A 19,456-nucleotide genomic window follows, 5' to 3' on the forward strand; every position below is an offset into this window, starting at 1 on the left:
AGCGCATCCGGCAGTCGGACTTAACTTTTTGTATCCCGTAGCCGCTTACTCAGCCAGATACCGTGATGCGGACGCTGACGCCAGGCCATCGACGAAATGGTGTGCATGGTGTTCAGATGGCCGATGATGCGCTGTAAATGTTGCTCCAGAGTGCTCAATAAGCCATGTGACGGCATGTCCGGCGACTCCAGAATATTGACATCGCCGGAGCCGCCTGGCCTGTCGTACTCCAGGCGCTGCTGGCAGCGCTGAATCGCAATCTCGCAAGATTGCAGATAGCGCTGCGCCAGATCCGGCGTCAGCATGGTGTGTTCCCGCGCCAGCGTCGTCATGGCGTTGATATGCTCGACAATAAACTGGCTGTGCGTGACCCATAGTTTCATATCCGACAGATAGTGGGTATTGAACCCGGGTTCCTGCATTGCCTGATTTAACGAGTTGAATAACGTGTTATGCGCCTGGTTGACCCGCATTCTTTGATAAGCGAGCGGGGTGGCCTGCGGATCGTTACTGAGGATCAGTCGGATAGCTTCTTGATCGGCTTCCAGCGCATCATGGGCGTTTTTACGTAATAGCCCGCTTTGCCATTGCGGCCACAGCCAGACCATGCCGCCAAAGGCAATTAAACAGCCAATCAGCGTATCGATCAGCCTCGGCACAATAAACTGCTCTCCGTTTAACGTCAGTAACTGGATGGTGTATACCGCCGTCACCGTAAAGCCGACCGTCGCCCAGCCGTAGTTTTTACGAATAATCAGATAACTTGCCAGCGTTAGTACCAGCATGACCGCCAGCGTAATGCTTTCGGGAATATGTAAGTGCAGCGTGACGCCGGCAATCACCAGGCCGACCAGCGTTCCGACCGAACGGTGCAGAATACGTACGCGCGTCGCGCCATAGCCGTTTTGGGTGACAAACAGCACTGTCATGAGGATCCAGTACGGTTTAGGCAGGTGCAACGCGCTGCCCATCAGACTGGCGATGCTCATCATCACGCTGATGCGTCCGGCGTTGCGTAGCGCCGGCGATTTAAGAGACATATAATTTTTCAGCGCCGGAAGTAGCGGCAGGCGACGCTGTTTATCGGCCATCAGGTCGCGGGCGTACAGCGGCCGCTGAGTACGCAGCACACGGGCGATTCGACTGAAGTGCCAATAGCAGAACTGGCCTACCGGATTTTCAGGATGCTGATTGGCGATCTTCTCCAGAGCGCCAATCTGTTTTTCTATGGAGAAGCGCGTCGGCAGACGATGATAAAGAATGTCATCCGCCAGCACGCGCAGGCGGGCGGCGACCGTTTGCGCATTCCAGCGAATCACCTCTTCCGCATGGCTGCGTTCTACCAGTTTCTGTACCTCTTCCGGCTGATGCAAGCTGACGGAGATGTGCTCCTGCAAATCCATCGCTTCCTGAAAAGCCCGCAGTAGACGCTTGTAATCATTGTTGTTGTGCGCCGAAAGCATATGCATCTGTTGGTAACACTGGGTAATGAGATCGACCGCTTTTTGCTGGCGTATCAGCAGGGGAGGCAGCGCTTTTTCCGGATCGATATGTTGGGTGAGCAGGCTGTATTTCGCTTCACAATAATCGGCCAGTTCACGGTATAACAAACTCAATGACTCGCGCAGCGGCTGTTCGCGCCATAGCCAGAACCAAAACCAGTTAAACACGCCGTACCATAGCGTGCCCAGCGCATAAATGAGCAGCGGCTCCCAGACGGGCATGTATCCCGCAAGACTCAGGGTAAATATGGCGGCAATCAGCGACGCTGGCAGTAGCCGCGCGTGAAGCGGGCTAATTTCCGCCGTCACGCCAAGCACCAGCGTGAGCCCGGTCAGGATCAACGGCAGGGGGATGGATTCCGCCAGCAGAAGTTGCGTTACCAGACTGCATCCGGCGAACAGCGACGCGCCGATGATCAGGCGTTTAAAAAAGCGTTTGTGTGGGGTATCCAGACCTGCAATGTTGCAGCAGGCGGGAACGAGAGAGAAAAGCAAGCCCAGGTGTAGCTGGCCTATCAATAAACCGACAGCCACAGGCAGGCACAGCACCAGCGTTTGCCGTAGTGCGTAATTAATCTCTGGGTGATAAATCAGTCTTCGCCACATCGATGCAAACAAAAATGGCGCATGATAAAACGCGCCATTCTGACGGGATTAACGGGTGCCGTAGACGACGATGGTCTTGCCATGCGCGGAGATCAGGTTTTGATCTTCCAGCATTTTCAAAATACGACCAACGGTTTCGCGGGAGCAGCCGACGATCTGGCCGATTTCCTGACGGGTGATTTTGATCTGCATCCCATCCGGGTGCGTCATGGCATCGGGCTGTTTCGCCAGATTCAGCAGCGTCTGAGCGATACGCCCGGTGACGTCAAGGAAGGCGAGGTTACCTACTTTTTCAGAGGTGACTTGTAAGCGACGAGCCATCTGGGAAGAGAGGCGCATCAGAATATCCGGGTTGACCTGGATTAATTGGCGAAATTTTTTGTAGGAAATTTCAGCGACCTCACATGCGGTTTTCGCACGTACCCAGGCGCTGCGTTCCTGGCCTTCTTCAAACAGGCCCAGTTCACCAATAAAATCACCCTGATTCAGATAAGAAAGGATCATTTCTTTCCCTTCTTCATCTTTGATCAGCACTGCCACGGAGCCTTTAACGATGTAGTACAGCGTTTCTGCTTTTTCACCCTGGTGAATCAGCGTGCTCTTTGACGGGTACTTATGAATGTGGCAATGAGACAAGAACCATTCAAGAGTCGGGTCTGTTTGCGGTTTGCCAAGCACCATGCGCGGTTATCCTCTGTTATAAGCTGTCTCCAGAGCCAGAAAACGGCACTGTCTCTGGGGTTGCAAAAATATACTTCCCGCTACCTGGGAAGGGGGCTACGAAAATAGATTGTAGCCTGTAATGTGATGTCCTCTGCATACATGCAGTACGTCAATGTATTACTGTAGCATCTTGTCTGTTTTAGCATAGCTTTCGCCGTGTGTCTCCTGGTGTCTCGCTTCAGCATGACCCAGGTCGCCTTCCATTGCGACTTTTGTTGTATGCGCGTAATCTTTCAGGAAAATTGAAACATTGGAGTTACGAAATATGCAAGCGCGTGTAAAGTGGGTTGAAGGGCTCACGTTCCTCGGAGAGTCCTCCTCCGGCCACCAGATTTTAATGGATGGCAACTCCGGTGACAAAGCGCCGAGTCCGATGGAGATGGTATTAATGGCGGCTGGCGGATGTAGCGCTATTGATGTGGTATCAATCCTGCAAAAGGGCCGTCAGAATGTCACCAACTGCGAAGTGAAGCTGACATCCGAGCGCCGGGAAGACGCGCCGCGCCTGTTTACGCACATTAATCTGCATTTTATCGTTACCGGCAGCGATCTGAAAGAGGCTGCCGTCGCGCGCGCTGTCGATCTCTCCGCGGAAAAATATTGCTCGGTGGCGCTAATGCTGGAAAAAGCGGTCAATATTACCCATTCGTATGAAGTGATTGCGGCGTAACACGTGATGCCGGATGGCGGCGTGGCTTTATCCGGCCTACCCGTTTTTATCTCGTAGGCCCGATAAGCGTAGCGCCATCGGGCATTTCACCGCGGTTATTCGATTTTTTTGCCTTCCATTAATCGCTGCACCAGCGGCAACATAATCAGCTCCATCGCCAGCCCCATTTTGCCGCCCGGCACCACTAATGTATTAATGTGAGAAATAAACGAGCCCTGGAGCATCGCCAGGAGCCAGGGAAAATCGATCCCTTCCAGATTGCGGAAATGGATCACCACAAAACTCTCATCCAGCGAGGGAATACCCTTTGCGGCGAACGGATTGGACGTGTCGACGGTCGGCACGCGCTGGAAGTTAATATGGGTACGCGAGAACTGCGGCGTAATGTAATTGATGTAGTCGTCCATGGAACGCACCACGGAATCCATCACCGCTTCACGGGAGTGTCCGCGCTCGCTGGTGTCGCGAATCAGTTTCTGAATCCACTCGAGGTTGACGATAGGCACCACGCCAACCAACAGATCAACATGACGCGCGACATCATGTTGCGGGGTGACGACGCCGCCGTGCAGTCCTTCATAAAACAGCACATCGGTCGGTTCGGGAAGCGGCTGCCAGGGCGTAAACGTGCCGGGAACCTGATTCCACGGTACGGCTTCATCATAGGTATGCAGATATTTACGCGACTGGCCTTTACCCGTCTGCCCGTACTCAATAAAGGTATGTTCCAGTAGGCTGAAGTCATTGGCTTCAGGCCCGAAATAGCTGATATGCCGCCCGGCGTCACGCGCTTTGCGGATCGCCATGTCCATTTCCGGGCGGGTGTAACGATGAAAACTGTCGCCTTCCACCTCGGCGGCGTGCAGATTTAACTGCGCGAAAATTTTACGAAACGCGAGGCTGGTGGTGGTGGTCCCCGCGCCGCTTGACCCTGTTACTGCTATCACCGGATGTTTGGCTGACATGGCAACTCCATGATTGAGCTTTAATAATAATGTATTGTCGGTAAAGGCGTTTTATTCGCGAAACTGCTTTTTCGGCATAATATTGACCGTTTCATGTAATTCAGACCATACCAGCACGGCCTCGCCGGATTGCAGTTGGCGTTTTACGTCAGCGACTTTTTGTTCAAGCGAACGTTCATGTTCACCATAATCGGTGCCTTCGCGCAACACAAAGCTTTCGATCAGGTTGTCCAGCGTGTCGGGGGCGAGCCCCTGCCAGGGAATGATCATGATGACGCCTCCAGGTACGTTGTCAGCCAGTCAGGAATTCGGCGTTCCAGCCACATTTCAGGGCGCAGCGGCGTACCGCCGATAAATCCTACGTGTCCGCCATGATCAGTCAGCTGATATTCCACCTGCGGGGGCAGATCTTCCGCTTTAGGGATCACATGATGATCCATAAACGGATCGTCTTTAGCGTGAATAATCAGCGTCGGTTTAGCAATCTGGTTAAGCAACGGCATGGCGCTACACTGACGATAGTAGTCGATGGCGTCGGCAAAGCCGTGAATTTTCGCGGTGATCAGGTCGTCAAACTCGCGAATACGGCGCATTGATTTCAGTTGCGCCAGATTCACCGGCAGCGACCCGGGATACGCCGCCAGCTTGCGTGACGCATTCGCTTTTAACAGATTAAGCAAATAACGCTGATAGACGCGGGAAAACCCTTTGTCCATGTGGTAGCTACAGGCTTCGAGAACAAAGGGCGCAGAAACAATCACCGCCGCCTCGATGGGAATATCACGGCCTTCTTTCGCCAGCAGGCACGCCAGCATATTACCGCCGAGCGAATAGCCCACGGCGGCTGTCGGAACGGCGCCGAACTCCCGCTGTAACCAGCGTAAAAACCAGGCTCCGTCCTCCGTTTCACCGGAGTGGTAAATACGATTCAGACGGTTGGGTTCGCCGCTACAGCCGCGAAAGTGCATCACCACGCCCAGCCAGCCGCGCTTTTGCGCCGTCTCAATCAGCCCGTGAGCATAGGGGCTGTTCAGGCTGCCTTCCAGACCGTGAAAGACCACCAGCCGCGGTTTATGCTTTGCCTGTTGCGGTTCTTCGCTCCATGCCAGATCGACAAAATCGCCGTCCGGTAGCTCCAGCCGCTGCCAGTGGGCGTTGAACTTCACTTTGCGGCGGATTAAGCGCGGCAGCATAGTTTGTAAATGGCGATTACGAATGCCACGCATGGGAATAAATTCATGCGAGTCATTGACAGGCGGGGTCATTTCTGTGGACGTGATCTCAACCATAGCACCAGAACAATTGATAATTGGAAACAATACTATACCGCGCATAAGGTTCACAGATTAGTCAATATGTGATTTTACGTTCAATTGGTCGTCTGGCGAAATAAAATTGCGCCTCATTTCACCAGAGGGGGCGGTATGCAAGGCGCGCGCAATACCCCACAGAAATCGCGTGAACCTCTGCATCAGCCGAATTAATCGTGGTAGTGTGGCAACACGATAGTTATGTGACTCAAGGAGAAGGCATGTCGAAGACACTTTTACAGATCCATTTTAACTTTAGCGGCCCTTTTGGCGAGGAGATGACTCAGCAACTGGTCGGGCTGGCGGAGTCTATCAATGAGGAGCCGGGCTTCATCTGGAAAATCTGGACAGAAAGCGAGAAAAACCAGCAAGCTGGCGGCATTTACTTGTTTGAATCCGAAGAAACGGCGCAGGCTTATATTAAAAAACACACTGCGCGTCTGAAAAATCTTGGCGTTGATGAGGTGACGTTTAAATTATTTGGCGTGAACGACGCGCTGACGAAAATAAATCACGGCAACCTTTGCCGCTAAATCACATAACGCAGGCTTCTGTTCCGGTGCTGCCGACCGCAACGGTAATCTTTATACCGGGACGAGTACCGAAAGGCCTTTATGGACGAACAGCGGACCACGAACGTTCTCTTCCAGCGTGTGCAGCACCTCGGCGGTGCGGGCGATGTTACCCTTCTCCACAAACATCATGAAGATGGTGAGCTTGCGGAAGGTAATGTCATCGGTGATTGACAGGTTCATCGTCCGCCCCGTGCGTTAGAGCCTATCCCAGTAGGCGTAATTGTTGAAGCCAGTTTGGGGCCGGACAGCGCGCAGAAACCGGAGCGTACACATAGTACGTGAGGATTTCGAGCACTGCCCGGCCCTAAAATGGCGAATAAAATAGCCTAATGGGATAGGCTCTTAGTCGTTCTGCATCATCTGCTCAAGCTGCTCCTGCGCCTCAAGCCATGCCATTTCACATTCTTCCAGCCCGGATTTGGCGCTGGCCTGCAGTTGTAGGCACTCGGTCATCTCCGCTTTACGGCTTGGGTCATACAGGCTGCTGTCGCCAAGCTTCTCTTCCGCCTGCGCTAACTGGGCGTTGAGCTTTTCCATCTCTTTTTCCAGACGGGTAATCTCTTTACGCAGCGGCTGCGTCAGAGTGCGTAGCTCGGCTTCGCGACGCTTCTGATCTTTGCGTGACTGGGCGCTGTTGGCGTTGTTTTCCTTCGGTGCGTCGTCGGCCTGGTTTTCCTGCTTCTGCACGTCGCTCAGCCACTGCTGATAATCTTCCAGGTCGCCGTCGAACGGTTCGACCTTTTTGTCGTGCACCAGATAGAGGTCGTCAGTGGTGGAGCGAATCAGGTGGCGGTCGTGCGACACGACGACCAATGCGCCTTCAAAATCAATCAGCGCTTCGGTGAGCGCCTGGCGCATGTCGAGATCCAGGTGGTTGGTCGGTTCATCGAGCAGCAGCAGATTTGGACGCTGCCAGACGATCAGCGCCAGCACCAGACGCGCTTTCTCGCCGCCGGAGAAGCGTTGCGTCTCTTCCGTTACTTTGTCGCCCTGGAAACCGAAGCCGCCGAGATAGTCGCGCAGCTTCTGCTCCAGTTCCTGCGGCGCCAGACGCGCCATATGTTGCAACGGGGATTCATCGGCGCGCAGGAACTCCAGTTGGTGCTGGGCGAAGTAGCCGAGCTTAATGCCTTTGGCGAGGCCAATTTCACCGTGCAACGGTTCCAGTTCGCCCGCCAGCAGCTTAATCAGCGTCGATTTCCCCGCACCGTTGCGGCCCAGCAGGCCGATACGCGAGCCGGGCACCAGGTTCAGCTTGATGGATTCCAGAATGATGCGATCGCCATAACCTGCGCTGACTTTTTCCATCTTCAGCAGCGGGTTCGGCAGGCTTTCCGGCGCGCGGAAGCTGAAATGGAACGGGTTGTCGACATGAGCCGGCGCAATCAGCTCCATACGCTCCAGCATCTTGATACGGCTTTGCGCCTGCTTGGCCTTGGTCGCTTTGGCGCGGAAACGGTCGATGTAGCTTTGCAGATGCGCCACACGCTCCTGCTGACTCTCATACATCGCCTGCTGCTGCGCCAGGCGCGTGGCGCGCTGAACTTCAAACGCGCTGTAGTTGCCGGTGTACTCGAACAGAGTCTGCTGTTCGATATGGATAATTTTATCCACTATCGGGTCAAGAAAATCGCGATCGTGGGAGATCAGAATCAGGGTGCCCGGATAGCTCTTCAGCCATTTTTCCAGCCAGATAACGGCATCCAGATCGAGGTGGTTGGTCGGTTCGTCGAGCAGCAGTAAATCGGAGCGGCAAATCAGCGCCTGAGCCAGGTTAAGGCGCATCCGCCAGCCGCCGGAAAAGTCGCTGACCGGACGTTCCAGCTGATCGTTAGAGAAGCCGAGACCGTGTAGCAGGCTGGCGGCGCGCGAGCGAACGGTCCATGCGTCGATGGCGTCCAGCTTGCCATGTATGGAGGCGATAGCATGCCCGTCGTTACGTTCGTTGGCGTCGTTAAGCTGCGCCTCCAGATGCCGGTATTCACGGTCGCCGTCAATGACATACTCAATCGCTGGCTGAGGCAACGCAGGTGTTTCCTGATTCACCCACGCTAATTGCCAGGTTCCGGGCAGGGTAAAACTCCCGGCATCGGCGCTGATTTCATTTTTTAGCAATGCCAGCAGGGTAGATTTACCGCAGCCGTTTTTACCCACCAGGCCGACTTTCTGGCCTGGATTAATGGTAGCCGAGGCATTGTCCAGTAGGACGCGCACGCCGCGACGAATTTGTAACGAGGAGAAAACAATCATAAGGCGCCGTATGTTCAGACTATGTTAATTTATCATTATGATAATGTAATATTCGGGCGTACCGCCGCGCTGGAGCGCAATGGTAGCTCAAAACAACAACGATACACAAAATCATTCAGGCCGCCTTTGGTGAGGGACAAGAATATCTCTCATTAATCCCCAGCGGCGGACATGGAGTACGTTTCTGAGTTGAACAAACGCTATCAACGTAGAAGCGGCCTGAAGAATGGCATGTATCGACCCAAAACAACCGGGAGGGGGATTGATGTCTCAGCCAGCGAAAGTCTTGCTGTTGTATGCCCATCCGGAATCTCAGGACTCGGTTGCTAACCGGGTACTGCTTAAACCGGCCATACAGCACAATAACGTAACCGTGCACGATCTTTATGCGCGCTATCCTGATTTTTTTATCGATACGCCCTATGAACAAGCCCTGTTACGTGAGCACGACGTCATTGTTTTTCAGCATCCCCTTTACACCTATAGCTGTCCGGCTTTACTGAAAGAATGGCTTGATCGCGTTTTGAGTCGGGGGTTCGCCAGCGGACCAGGGGGAAACCAACTGGTGGGAAAGTACTGGCGTAGCGTGATTACGACCGGCGAGCCGGAGAGCGCTTACCGGTATGACGCGCTAAACCGCTATCCAATGAGCGATGTACTCCGCCCTTTTGAACTGACCGCGGCCATGTGCCGGATGCACTGGATGCCGCCCATTATTGTGTACTGGGCGCGGCGCCAGTCGCCGCAGACGCTGGCCAGTCATGCGAAAGCCTATGGCGAGTGGCTGGCGAATCCTGTGAGCGCGGGAGGCTATTGATGGAAGGTGCTGATTTATTGACAGCGGGAGTGTTGTTTCTCTTCGCGGCGGTGGCGGCGGTGCCGCTGGCGGCCAGGCTGGGCATCGGCGCGGTGCTAGGGTATTTGCTGGCGGGAATCGCCATCGGTCCGTGGGGGCTGGGATTTATCAGCGACGTTGACGAGATCCTGCACTTTTCCGAACTGGGCATCGTGTTTCTGATGTTTATCATTGGTCTCGAACTCAATCCGTCCCGGCTTTGGCAACTACGGCGCTCTATCTTCGGCGTCGGCGCTGCTCAGGTGCTGTTAAGCGCGGCGGTGCTGGCGGGGTTATTGATGCTTGCTGATTTCTTATGGCAGGCGGCGGTCGTCGGCGGGATTGGCCTGGCGATGTCTTCGACGGCGATGGCGCTACAACTGATGCGCGAGAAAGGCATGAACCGTAGCGAGTCCGGGCAGTTAGGGTTTTCCGTCTTACTGTTTCAGGATTTAGCGGTGATCCCCGCACTGGCGTTGGTGCCTTTATTGGCGGGATCGGCCGACGAGCATTTCGACTGGTTTAAAGTGGCAATGAAGGTATTGGCCTTCGCGGTAATGCTGATTGGCGGTCGTTACCTGTTGCGCCCGGTATTTCGTTTTATTGCTGCGTCCGGCGTGCGGGAAGTCTTCACTGCCGCGACGTTGTTGCTGGTGTTGAGCGCCGCCTTATTTATGGACGCGCTGGGACTGTCGATGGCCCTGGGAACCTTCATTGCCGGCGTTTTACTGGCAGAGAGCGAATACCGGCATGAGCTGGAAAACGCTATCGATCCCTTTAAAGGTTTACTGCTTGGGCTGTTCTTTATCTCCGTCGGTATGTCGCTAAATCTCGGCGTACTTTATACCCATTTACTGTGGGTGGCGGCGAGCGTTGTTATTCTGGTCGCCATAAAAATGCTGACGCTGTATCTGCTGGCGCGGCTATATGGAATAAGAAGTTCTGAACGGATGCAGTTTGCCAGCGTGCTGAGTCAGGGGGGCGAGTTCGCTTTTGTGCTCTTTTCTACCGCCTCTTCTCAGCGCCTGTTTCAGGGCGATCAGATGGCGTTATTATTGGTGACTGTCACATTATCAATGATGACCACGCCGCTACTGATGAAAGGGATTGATAAGTGGTTATCGCGCCGTCTTAATGGCCCGGAAGAGAATGATGAAAAGCCGTGGGTTGAGGATGATAAGCCCCAGGTGATTGTCGTCGGCTTTGGCCGTTTTGGTCAGGTGATCGCTCGCTTATTGATGGCGAATAAGATGCGTATCACCGTGCTGGAACGCGATATCAGCGCCGTTAATCTGATGCGCAAATATGGTTATAAAGTGTATTACGGCGACGCTACACAAGTCGAGCTGCTGCGTTCTGCGGGCGCGGAGGCGGCGGAGTCGATAGTCATCACGTGTAATGAACCGGAAGACACGATGAAGCTGGTGGCGCTGTGTCAGCAGCATTTTCCTCATCTGCATATTCTTGCGCGAGCGCGTGGACGTGTGGAGGCCCATGAGTTATTACAGGCTGGCGTCACGCAGTTTTCCCGTGAAACGTTTTCCAGCGCGCTGGAATTGGGACGTAAAACTCTGGTGTCGTTAGGTATGCATCCGCATCAGGCGCAACGCGCGCAGTTGCATTTTCGCCGGCTGGATATGCGAATGTTGCGGGAGCTGATCCCGGAGCATAGCGACATGGTACAGATTTCGCGCGCCAGAGAGGCCCGACGCGAACTGGAGGAGATTTTTCAGCGCGAAATGCAACAGGAACGGCGCCAGTTGGATGGCTGGGATGAATTTGAGTAGAGGTGAACAATGGCAATCCGTAAACGTTTTATTGCAGGCGCGAAATGTCCGGCCTGTCAGGCGCAGGATACAATGGCGATGTGGCGTGAAAATAATGTCGATATTGTTGAATGCGTTAAGTGCGGGCATCAAATGCGGGAAGCGGATAAAGACGTTCGCGAGCATGTTCGCAAAGAAGAGCAAGTGATCGGGATTTTTCATCCGGACTAGCGATATGCCGCAGGTTTTTTTAAGCTAAGGGGTACACGGCTGCAGAATTCCGCTACAATCTGCGCCACTATTCTTCCCATGCTCAGGAGATATCATGAAAGTAGCAAAAGACCTGGTGGTCAGCCTGGCCTATCAGGTACGTACAGAAGACGGTGTGTTGGTTGATGAGTCTCCGGTGAGTGCGCCGCTGGATTACCTGCACGGTCACGGCTCCCTGATCTCTGGTCTGGAAACCGCGCTGGAAGGCCATGAAGTTGGCGACAAATTTGATGTCGCTGTTGGCGCGAACGACGCTTACGGCCAGTATGACGAAAATCTGGTGCAGCGTGTGCCTAAAGACGTCTTTATGGGCGTTGATGAACTGCAGGTAGGGATGCGTTTCCTGGCGGAAACCGACCAGGGCCCGGTACCGGTAGAGATTACCGAAGTGGAAGACGATCACGTTGTGGTTGATGGTAACCACATGCTGGCGGGCCAGAATCTGAAATTTAACGTAGAAGTTGTTGCGATTCGTGAAGCGACTGAAGAAGAACTGGCTCACGGTCATGTTCACGGCGCGCACGATCACCACCACGATCACGGTGAAGATGGCTGCTGTGGCGGTCATGGTCATGACCATGGTCACGAGCACGGCGGCGAAGGCTGCTGCGGCGGTGGTGGTAAAGGCGGCTGCGGTTGCCATTAATCCCCGTCGTCTTTCAAGCCACCGCGGTGTTGGCTACGCTTTCAAACCCCGGTCACATAGTTATCTATGTTCCCGGGGAATTTTCAAGCTTGCCGCCTTGCTGTGACTCGAAATCCTTAGGGTATTATCATTGGTTCGATAAATCATCGGGCACAAAAAAAGCGGGTTATCCCCGCTTTTTTTTCGTCTCAATAATGCGGCGGCGGCGTTTCTTCTGCCTGAGAGGCGATATTTGACGGCTGACTGGCTTTTAACTTTTCCGTGAGCAAACGCAGATGATCGCGCAGCTTCGCCATCTCCATTTCATGTGCGGTTACCGTCAGGTTTAGTTCTTCTATGGTAATCTCCTGGAACGCCAGACGGCTTTCCAGTTCAGCCAGACGAGCTTCCATCGTGATATCCTGCATGATGTACCTCTTTATGTTGTCTCCGTCGGCGGATTCTACTTAACTTTACCGGCTTTCACAGCAACCATTACGCGCACTACGAAACTAATTTAAACAAAAAGAGTCTGAAAAGAAGTGATAATAGGGCGTGTTCGTATGTTGATTTGTTCTGCAACGATTTATAGTACGCTTCTTACGTAAGTTAACATGGGGCGAGATGCCCCGGCCCTGGAGATATGGATGAAATCACTGTTTAAAGCCACGCTGCTGGCAACGACGATGGCCGTTGCTATGCACGCACCGATCACTTTTGCTGCTGATGCGGCGAAACCGGCAGCTACCGCTGATAGCAAAGCAGCATTTAAAAACGACGATCAAAAAGCGGCTTATGCGCTGGGCGCCTCGCTGGGTCGTTACATGGAAAATTCGCTTAAAGAGCAGGAAAAGTTAGGCATCAAACTGGATAAAGATCAGTTGATTGCCGGCGTTCAGGATGCCTTTGCCGATAAGAGCAAACTGTCCGATCAGGAAATTGAGCAAACGCTGCAGACGTTTGAAGCACGCGTGAAGAGCGCTGCTCAGGCGAAGATGGAAAAAGACGCTGCCGATAACGAAGCAAAAGGTAAAACGTTCCGCGACGCTTTTGCTAAAGAGAAAGGCGTGAAAACCTCCTCTACCGGTCTGCTTTACAAAGTAGAGAAAGAAGGCACAGGCGAGGCGCCGAAAGATAGCGATACCGTTGTGGTGAACTACAAAGGTACGCTGATCGACGGTAAAGAGTTTGATAACTCTTACACGCGCGGCGAACCGCTCTCCTTCCGTCTGGACGGCGTTATCCCAGGCTGGACTGAAGGCCTGAAAAATATTAAGAAAGGCGGCAAGATCAAGCTGGTTATCCCACCGGCGCTGGCCTACGGTAAAACGGGCGTCCCGGGTATCCCGGCGAACTCCACCCTGGTATTCGACGTAGAGCTGCTGGATATCAAACCAGCGCCGAAAGCGGATGCTAAACCTGCCGATGCGGCTGACGCTAAAGCCGCAGATGCTGCTAAAAAATAAAAACTGAGAGCCGCCGCTTGTAATAGCGGCGGTTTTTTTATTCAGGCCGGATATATTACTCACCATAATTTGATTTGCGGATAACGGCGCTTGCGCTGGTCGTTAAGGGCGAGACCGTAGGCTGAATGACCGCCAACGCACACGTAGTCTGAAATAGACGAGCAAATTAGTACTGGAAAGATGAACCCTCACTGTATTAATTTAATCATCCGCGTAAATAATGAGCCTGCCCTGAAAACATAACGACAGGCTCCTGAAAAGGAGTGTTTTTTTTCATGTCCAGGTCGCTTTTAACCAACGAAACCAGTGAACTTGATTTGCTGGATCAGCGTCCCTTCGAGCAAACCGACTTCGATATTCTGAAATCCTACGAAGCGGTAGTGGACGGGTTAGCGATGCTTATAGGTTCCCATTGTGAAATCGTATTGCACTCTTTGCAGGATCTAAAATGTTCAGCCATTCGTATTGCCAATGGCGAACATACGGGCCGTAAAATTGGCTCGCCGATTACCGACCTGGCGTTGCGCATGCTGCACGACATGACAGGGGCGGACAGTAGCGTGTCGAAATGCTATTTCACGCGCGCGAAAAGCGGTGTCTTGATGAAGTCGTTGACGATTGCCATTCGCAACCGCGAGCAGCGCGTCATTGGTCTACTGTGCATCAACATGAATCTTGATGTGCCATTTTCACAGATTATGAATACCTTTATTCCGCCGGAAACGCCGGAAGTCGGCTCAGCGGTTAATTTTGCCTCCTCAGTCGAAGATTTAGTCACCCAGACGCTGGAGTTCACGATCGAAGAAGTGAATGCCGATCGTAATGTCTCTAACAACGCGAAAAATCGTCAGATCGTCCTTAACCTGTACGAAAAAGGCATTTTCGATATTAAAGACGCCATTAACCAGGTAGCCGATCGTCTGAATATCTCAAAACACACGGTTTACCTCTATATTCGCCAGTTCAAAAGCGGCGATTTTCAGGGGCAGGATAAATAATGCGTTATGCCATTATGGTCACCGGGCCGGCATATGGCACCCAGCAGGCCAGCAGCGCATTGCAGTTCGCCCACGCGCTGCTCAATGAGGGGCATGAGTTAGCCAGCGTCTTTTTCTATCGGGAAGGTGTCTATAACGCCAATCTCCTGACCTCGCCGGCGAGCGATGAATATGATCTGGTACGCGCCTGGCAGAAATTGAATACGCAGCATGGCGTAGCGCTGAACATCTGTGTCGCGGCGGCGCTTCGTCGCGGTATTATTGATGAAACTGAAGCCGGCAGACTGGGGTTGCCGTCCGCCAATCTTCAGCCGGGCTTTACGCTAAGCGGCCTGGGCGCGCTGGCGGAGGCATCTCTCACCTGCGATCGGGTGGTGCAGTTTTAATGAAACGTATTGCATTTGTCTTTTCCACCGCGCCGCACGGTAGCGCCTCAGGTCGTGAAGGGCTGGATGCGCTGCTGGCGACGTCAGCGCTAACGGAAGCGCTGGGCGTCTTTTTTATCAGCGACGGCGTCTTTCAGTTATTACCGGGACAAAAACCAGACGCTGTGTTGGCGCGTGACTATATTGCTACTTTCAAGCTCTTTGATTTGTACGATATTGATCAATGCTGGATCTGCACGGCATCGCTGCGCGAGCGTGGTCTGGAGAACGTTAATTTTGTGGTAGACGCCACGCCGCTGGAACCCGTGGCGTTACGCCGCGAGCTTGGCAACTATGATGTCATCCTGAGATTCTGAGGCGTTTATGCTGCATACCTTACCTCATTGCGCTTCGGGCGTTGATTTTCCCGCTTTGCTGCGCCTGCTAAAAGAGGGCGATGCGCTTTTGTTGCTCCAGGATGGCGTTACCGTCGCGATTGAAGGTAACCGCTTCCTTGAAAGTCTGCGCGATGCCCCCATAACGGTCTATGCCTTGAAAGAAGACATTGACGCCCGCGGTCTGGGTGGTCAAATTTCAGACAGTGTCGTCAGGGTTGACTATACTGAGTTTGTCAGACTCACGGTTAAGTATGCCAACCAGATGGCCTGGTGATGGCGGGATCGTTGTATATTTCTTGACACCTTTTCGACACCGCCCTAAAATTCGGCGTCCTCATATTGTGTGAGGGCGTTTTATTACGTGTTTACGAAGCAAAAGCTAAAACCAGGAGCTATTTAATGGCAACAGTTAACCAGCTGGTACGCAAACCACGTGCTCGCAAAGTTGCGAAAAGCAACGTGCCTGCGCTGGAAGCATGCCCGCAAAAACGTGGCGTATGTACTCGTGTATATACTACCACTCCTAAAAAACCGAACTCCGCACTGCGTAAAGTTTGCCGTGTTCGTCTGACTAACGGTTTTGAAGTGACTTCCTACATCGGTGGTGAAGGTCACAACCTGCAGGAACACTCCGTGATCCTGATCCGTGGCGGTCGTGTTAAAGACCTCCCGGGTGTTCGTTACCACACCGTTCGTGGCGCGCTTGACTGCTCCGGCGTTAAAGACCGTAAGCAAGCTCGTTCTAAGTACGGCGTGAAGCGTCCTAAGGCTTAATGGTTCTCCGTTAAGTAAGGCCAAACGTTTTAAATTAATGTCAAACTAAACTCGTAGAGTTTTGGACAATCCAGAATTAACAACGGAGTATATCCATGCCACGTCGTCGCGTCATTGGTCAGCGTAAAATTCTGCCGGATCCGAAGTTCGGATCAGAACTGCTGGCTAAATTTGTCAATATCCTGATGGTAGATGGTAAAAAATCTACTGCAGAATCAATCGTATACAGCGCGCTGGAGACCCTGGCTCAGCGTTCTGGTAAATCTGAACTGGAAGCTTTCGAAGTCGCTCTCGAAAACGTTCGCCCGACTGTAGAAGTTAAATCCCGCCGTGTAGGTGGTTCTACTTATCAGGTACCAGTTGAAGTCCGTCCGGTCCGTCGTAATGCTCTGGCAATGCGTTGGATCGTAGAAGCTGCTCGTAAACGCGGTGATAAATCCATGGCTCTGCGCCTGGCGAACGAACTTTCTGATGCTGCAGACAACAAAGGTACTGCAGTTAAGAAACGTGAAGACGTTCACCGTATGGCAGAAGCCAACAAGGCGTTCGCACACTACCGTTGGTAATCCCTTCGGAGTCATAGTCACCAGGCGGGCGCTTCAGGTAAGTCGCCCGTTTTGGATAACTTAACTGAACGCCTAAAGATATCAACGAGGAATCAAATGGCTCGTACAACACCCATCGCACGCTACCGTAATATCGGTATCAGTGCGCACATCGACGCCGGTAAAACCACTACTACCGAACGTATTCTGTTCTACACCGGTGTAAACCACAAAATCGGTGAAGTTCATGACGGCGCAGCTACCATGGACTGGATGGAGCAGGAGCAGGAGCGTGGTATTACTATCACCTCCGCAGCGACTACTGCATTCTGGTCTGGTATGGCTAAGCAGTATGAACCGCATCGCATCAACATCATCGACACCCCGGGGCACGTTGACTTCACTATCGAAGTAGAACGTTCCATGCGTGTTCTCGATGGTGCGGTAATGGTTTACTGCGCAGTTGGTGGTGTTCAGCCGCAGTCTGAAACCGTATGGCGTCAGGCAAACAAATACAAAGTTCCGCGTATTGCGTTCGTTAACAAAATGGACCGCATGGGCGCGAACTTCCTGAAAGTTGTTGGTCAGATCAAAACCCGTCTGGGCGCGAACCCGGTTCCGCTGCAGCTGGCAATTGGTGCTGAAGAAGGTTTCACCGGTGTTGTTGACCTGGTGAAAATGAAAGCCATCAACTGGAACGATGCCGACCAGGGCGTTACCTTCGAATACGAAGATATCCCGGCTGACATGCAGGACCTGGCTGACGAATGGCACCAGAACCTGATCGAGTCCGCCGCAGAAGCTTCTGAAGAGCTGATGGAAAAATACCTGGGTGGTGAAGAACTGACTGAAGAAGAGATCAAACAAGCTCTGCGTCAGCGCGTTCTGAACAACGAAATCATCCTGGTAACCTGTGGTTCTGCATTTAAGAACAAAGGTGTTCAGGCGATGCTGGATGCGGTAATTGATTACCTGCCATCCCCGGTAGACGTACCTGCGATCAACGGTATTCTGGACGACGGTAAAGATACTCCGGCTGAGCGTCACGCAAGCGACAACGAGCCGTTCTCTGCGCTGGCGTTCAAAATCGCTACCGACCCGTTTGTGGGTAACCTGACCTTCTTCCGTGTGTACTCCGGTGTGGTTAACTCTGGTGATACCGTACTGAACTCCGTGAAAACCGCACGTGAGCGTTTCGGTCGTATCGTTCAGATGCACGCCAACAAACGTGAAGAGATCAAAGAAGTTCGCGCGGGCGACATCGCGGCTGCTATCGGCCTGAAAGACGTGACTACCGGTGACACCCTGTGTGATCCGGAAAACCCGATCATTCTGGAACGTATGGAATTCCCTGAGCCGGTAATCTCCATCGCGGTAGAACCGAAAACCAAAGCTGACCAGGAAAAAATGGGTCTGGCTCTGGGCCGTCTGGCGAAAGAAGACCCGTCATTCCGCGTATGGACTGATGAAGAATCTAACCAGACCATCATCGCTGGTATGGGTGAACTTCACCTGGATATCATCGTTGACCGTATGAAGCGTGAATTCAACGTTGAAGCGAACGTGGGTAAACCTCAGGTTGCTTACCGCGAAGCGATTCGCGCGAAAGTTACCGACATCGAAGGTAAACACGCGAAACAGTCTGGTGGTCGCGGTCAGTATGGTCATGTTGTTATCGACATGTACCCGCTGGAGCCGGGCTCTAACCCGAAAGGTTACGAGTTCATCAACGACATCAAAGGTGGTGTAATTCCTGGCGAATACATCCCGGCCGTTGATAAAGGCATCCAGGAGCAGCTGAAGTCTGGCCCGCTGGCGGGTTATCCGGTAGTTGATCTCGGTGTGCGTCTGCACTTCGGTTCTTACCATGACGTTGACTCCTCTGAGCTGGCGTTTAAACTGGCTGCGTCTATCGCCTTTAAAGAAGGCTTTAAGAAAGCAAAACCAGTTCTGCTTGAGCCGATCATGAAGGTTGAAGTAGAAACACCTGAAGAGAATACCGGTGACGTTATCGGCGACCTTAGCCGCCGTCGTGGTATGCTCAAAGGTCAGGAATCTGAAGTTACAGGCGTTAAGATCCACGCTGAAGTACCGCTGTCTGAAATGTTCGGATATGCAACTCAGCTGCGTTCTCTGACCAAAGGTCGCGCATCGTACACTATGGAATTCCTGAAGTATGATGATGCGCCGAACAACGTTGCTCAGGCCGTAATCGAAGCCCGTGGTAAATAAGCCGCAGGGTTAAAAACCAAAATCCCGTGCTCTCTCCTGAAGGGGAGAGCGCTATAGTAAGGAATATAGCCGTGTCTAAAGAAAAATTTGAACGTACAAAACCGCACGTTAACGTCGGCACCATCGGCCACGTTGACCACGGTAAAACTACCCTGACCGCTGCAATCACCACCGTACTGGCTAAAACCTACGGCGGTGCTGCTCGTGCATTCGACCAGATCGATAACGCTCCGGAAGAAAAAGCGCGTGGTATCACCATCAACACTTCTCACGTTGAATACGATACCCCGACCCGCCACTACGCACACGTAGACTGCCCGGGGCACGCCGACTATGTTAAAAACATGATCACCGGTGCTGCGCAGATGGACGGCGCGATCCTGGTTGTTGCTGCGACTGACGGCCCGATGCCGCAGACCCGCGAGCACATCCTGCTGGGTCGTCAGGTAGGCGTTCCGTACATCATCGTGTTCCTGAACAAATGCGACATGGTTGATGACGAAGAGCTGCTGGAACTGGTTGGTGGGGGAAATATCGTTATAGCCTAACATTTGCGGCAGGAATCCACAGGCGAGGCCGGA

At 52.9% G+C, this 19,456-nt stretch carries 21 protein-coding genes and 3 pseudogenes; 15 read left to right on the forward strand and 9 right to left on the reverse strand.

Annotation, left to right across the window (positions count from 1 at the left end; all coding sequences use genetic code 11):
• Nucleotides 1-20: 20 nt before the first annotated feature.
• Entirely contained in the window at nt 21-2,108 is a 2,088-nt protein-coding gene (locus ACLD11_RS19215) for a YccS/YhfK family putative transporter (RefSeq protein WP_411015267.1), read from the reverse strand.
• A gap of 48 nt (nt 2,109-2,156) precedes the next feature.
• On the reverse strand, nt 2,157-2,789 hold the full coding sequence (gene crp, locus ACLD11_RS19220) for a cAMP-activated global transcriptional regulator CRP (protein WP_000242758.1): 633 nt from the start codon (nt 2,787-2,789) through the stop codon (nt 2,157-2,159).
• A gap of 307 nt (nt 2,790-3,096) precedes the next feature.
• Between crp and ACLD11_RS19225 the strand changes: the two genes are divergently transcribed.
• On the forward strand, nt 3,097-3,501 hold the full coding sequence (locus tag ACLD11_RS19225; RefSeq protein ID WP_001148919.1) for an OsmC family protein: 405 nt from the start codon (nt 3,097-3,099) through the stop codon (nt 3,499-3,501).
• Between the two features lie 95 nt (nt 3,502-3,596).
• Here ACLD11_RS19225 and ACLD11_RS19230 read toward each other — a convergent pair whose 3' ends face one another.
• Genes ACLD11_RS19230 through ACLD11_RS19240 form a run of 3 tightly spaced genes read right to left on the reverse strand, consistent with a single transcriptional unit; the run spans nt 3,597 to nt 5,800 of the window.
• Nucleotides 3,597-4,466: a phosphoribulokinase gene (locus ACLD11_RS19230; RefSeq protein WP_001274690.1), complete on the reverse strand. Its 870-nt coding sequence runs from the start codon at nt 4,464-4,466 to the stop codon at nt 3,597-3,599.
• 51 nt (nt 4,467-4,517) lie between these two features.
• Nucleotides 4,518-4,736 carry a YheU family protein gene (locus ACLD11_RS19235; RefSeq protein WP_000586568.1) on the reverse strand — a complete coding sequence of 73 codons (219 nt, stop codon included), beginning with the start codon at nt 4,734-4,736 and terminating at the stop codon, nt 4,518-4,520.
• The gene (locus ACLD11_RS19240; protein ID WP_411015263.1) at nt 4,733-5,800 is read right to left on the reverse strand and encodes a hydrolase; all 1,068 of its coding nucleotides are present in this window, start codon (nt 5,798-5,800) and stop codon (nt 4,733-4,735) included. The genes ACLD11_RS19235 and ACLD11_RS19240 overlap by 4 nt, the downstream gene beginning before the upstream one ends.
• Nucleotides 5,801-5,997: 197 nt before the next feature.
• On the opposite strand from ACLD11_RS19240, the gene ACLD11_RS19245 reads away from it, so the two are divergent.
• Nucleotides 5,998-6,309, forward strand: coding sequence for a monooxygenase (locus ACLD11_RS19245; protein ID WP_000047689.1), 312 nt, complete (start codon nt 5,998-6,000; stop codon nt 6,307-6,309).
• A gap of 1 nt (nt 6,310) precedes the next feature.
• Here the strand turns inward: ACLD11_RS19245 and ACLD11_RS19250 are convergent.
• Both ACLD11_RS19250 and ACLD11_RS19255 read right to left on the reverse strand, forming a co-directional pair.
• Nucleotides 6,311-6,531: pseudogene (locus tag ACLD11_RS19250) on the reverse strand (LysR family transcriptional regulator).
• Between the two features lie 162 nt (nt 6,532-6,693).
• Nucleotides 6,694-8,601, reverse strand: coding sequence for an ABC transporter ATP-binding protein (locus tag ACLD11_RS19255; protein ID WP_000634756.1), 1,908 nt, complete (start codon nt 8,599-8,601; stop codon nt 6,694-6,696).
• Nucleotides 8,602-8,866: 265 nt separating this feature from the next.
• Between ACLD11_RS19255 and kefG the strand changes: the two genes are divergently transcribed.
• The 4 genes from kefG to slyD all read left to right on the forward strand — a co-directional run bounded on the left by kefG (nt 8,867) and on the right by slyD (nt 12,118).
• The gene (gene kefG, locus ACLD11_RS19260) at nt 8,867-9,418 is read left to right on the forward strand and encodes a glutathione-regulated potassium-efflux system ancillary protein KefG (RefSeq protein ID WP_000081820.1); all 552 of its coding nucleotides are present in this window, start codon (nt 8,867-8,869) and stop codon (nt 9,416-9,418) included.
• Nucleotides 9,418-11,223, forward strand: coding sequence for a glutathione-regulated potassium-efflux system protein KefB (kefB, locus tag ACLD11_RS19265; protein ID WP_411015264.1), 1,806 nt, complete (start codon nt 9,418-9,420; stop codon nt 11,221-11,223). The genes kefG and kefB overlap by 1 nt, the downstream gene beginning before the upstream one ends.
• Nucleotides 11,224-11,232: 9 nt before the next feature.
• Complete coding sequence (locus ACLD11_RS19270; protein WP_001007735.1) at nt 11,233-11,433, forward strand: YheV family putative zinc ribbon protein; 201 nt, start codon at nt 11,233-11,235, stop codon at nt 11,431-11,433.
• A gap of 94 nt (nt 11,434-11,527) precedes the next feature.
• The gene (gene slyD, locus ACLD11_RS19275) at nt 11,528-12,118 is read left to right on the forward strand and encodes a peptidylprolyl isomerase (RefSeq protein WP_000861341.1); all 591 of its coding nucleotides are present in this window, start codon (nt 11,528-11,530) and stop codon (nt 12,116-12,118) included.
• A 188-nt stretch (nt 12,119-12,306) separates the two neighbouring features.
• On the opposite strand, the gene ACLD11_RS19280 is transcribed toward slyD, so the two are convergent.
• Nucleotides 12,307-12,525 carry a protein SlyX gene (locus tag ACLD11_RS19280; RefSeq protein WP_001152701.1) on the reverse strand — a complete coding sequence of 73 codons (219 nt, stop codon included), beginning with the start codon at nt 12,523-12,525 and terminating at the stop codon, nt 12,307-12,309.
• 219 nt (nt 12,526-12,744) lie between these two features.
• Between ACLD11_RS19280 and fkpA the strand changes: the two genes are divergently transcribed.
• The 9 genes and pseudogenes from fkpA to ACLD11_RS19325 form a co-directional block, all read left to right on the forward strand.
• The gene (fkpA, locus tag ACLD11_RS19285) at nt 12,745-13,563 is read left to right on the forward strand and encodes an FKBP-type peptidyl-prolyl cis-trans isomerase (RefSeq protein ID WP_000838225.1); all 819 of its coding nucleotides are present in this window, start codon (nt 12,745-12,747) and stop codon (nt 13,561-13,563) included.
• 275 nt (nt 13,564-13,838) lie between these two features.
• On the forward strand, nt 13,839-14,561 hold the full coding sequence (locus ACLD11_RS19290; RefSeq protein ID WP_000091471.1) for a transcriptional regulator: 723 nt from the start codon (nt 13,839-13,841) through the stop codon (nt 14,559-14,561).
• Nucleotides 14,561-14,947 carry a sulfurtransferase complex subunit TusD gene (tusD, locus tag ACLD11_RS19295; RefSeq protein ID WP_001268012.1) on the forward strand — a complete coding sequence of 129 codons (387 nt, stop codon included), beginning with the start codon at nt 14,561-14,563 and terminating at the stop codon, nt 14,945-14,947. The genes ACLD11_RS19290 and tusD overlap by 1 nt, the downstream gene beginning before the upstream one ends.
• Nucleotides 14,947-15,303, forward strand: a complete 357-nt coding sequence (gene tusC, locus ACLD11_RS19300) for a sulfurtransferase complex subunit TusC (protein ID WP_411015265.1) — start codon at nt 14,947-14,949, stop codon at nt 15,301-15,303. The genes tusD and tusC overlap by 1 nt, the downstream gene beginning before the upstream one ends.
• 7 nt (nt 15,304-15,310) lie before the next feature.
• Nucleotides 15,311-15,598, forward strand: coding sequence for a sulfurtransferase complex subunit TusB (gene tusB / locus ACLD11_RS19305; protein WP_000903398.1), 288 nt, complete (start codon nt 15,311-15,313; stop codon nt 15,596-15,598).
• Nucleotides 15,599-15,723: 125 nt separating this feature from the next.
• On the forward strand, nt 15,724-16,098 hold the full coding sequence (rpsL, locus tag ACLD11_RS19310) for a 30S ribosomal protein S12 (RefSeq protein ID WP_000246815.1): 375 nt from the start codon (nt 15,724-15,726) through the stop codon (nt 16,096-16,098).
• A 95-nt stretch (nt 16,099-16,193) separates the two neighbouring features.
• Entirely contained in the window at nt 16,194-16,664 is a 471-nt protein-coding gene (rpsG, locus tag ACLD11_RS19315; RefSeq protein ID WP_001138042.1) for a 30S ribosomal protein S7, read from the forward strand.
• A gap of 96 nt (nt 16,665-16,760) precedes the next feature.
• Nucleotides 16,761-18,875 carry an elongation factor G gene (gene fusA, locus ACLD11_RS19320; protein ID WP_411015266.1) on the forward strand — a complete coding sequence of 705 codons (2,115 nt, stop codon included), beginning with the start codon at nt 16,761-16,763 and terminating at the stop codon, nt 18,873-18,875.
• Between the two features lie 71 nt (nt 18,876-18,946).
• Nucleotides 18,947-19,396, forward strand: a pseudogene (locus ACLD11_RS19325) (GTP-binding protein); the annotation flags it as partial.
• Here ACLD11_RS19325 and ACLD11_RS19330 read toward each other — a convergent pair.
• Nucleotides 19,394-19,456 (reverse strand): annotated as a pseudogene (locus ACLD11_RS19330) (hypothetical protein); the annotation flags it as partial. The pseudogenes ACLD11_RS19325 and ACLD11_RS19330 sit on opposite strands and share 3 nt — an antisense overlap.

The sequence above is a fragment of the Salmonella sp. 741265116_PST genome, from assembly GCF_046567715.1.
Taxonomy (GTDB): Bacteria; Pseudomonadota; Gammaproteobacteria; order Enterobacterales; family Enterobacteriaceae; genus Salmonella; species Salmonella enterica.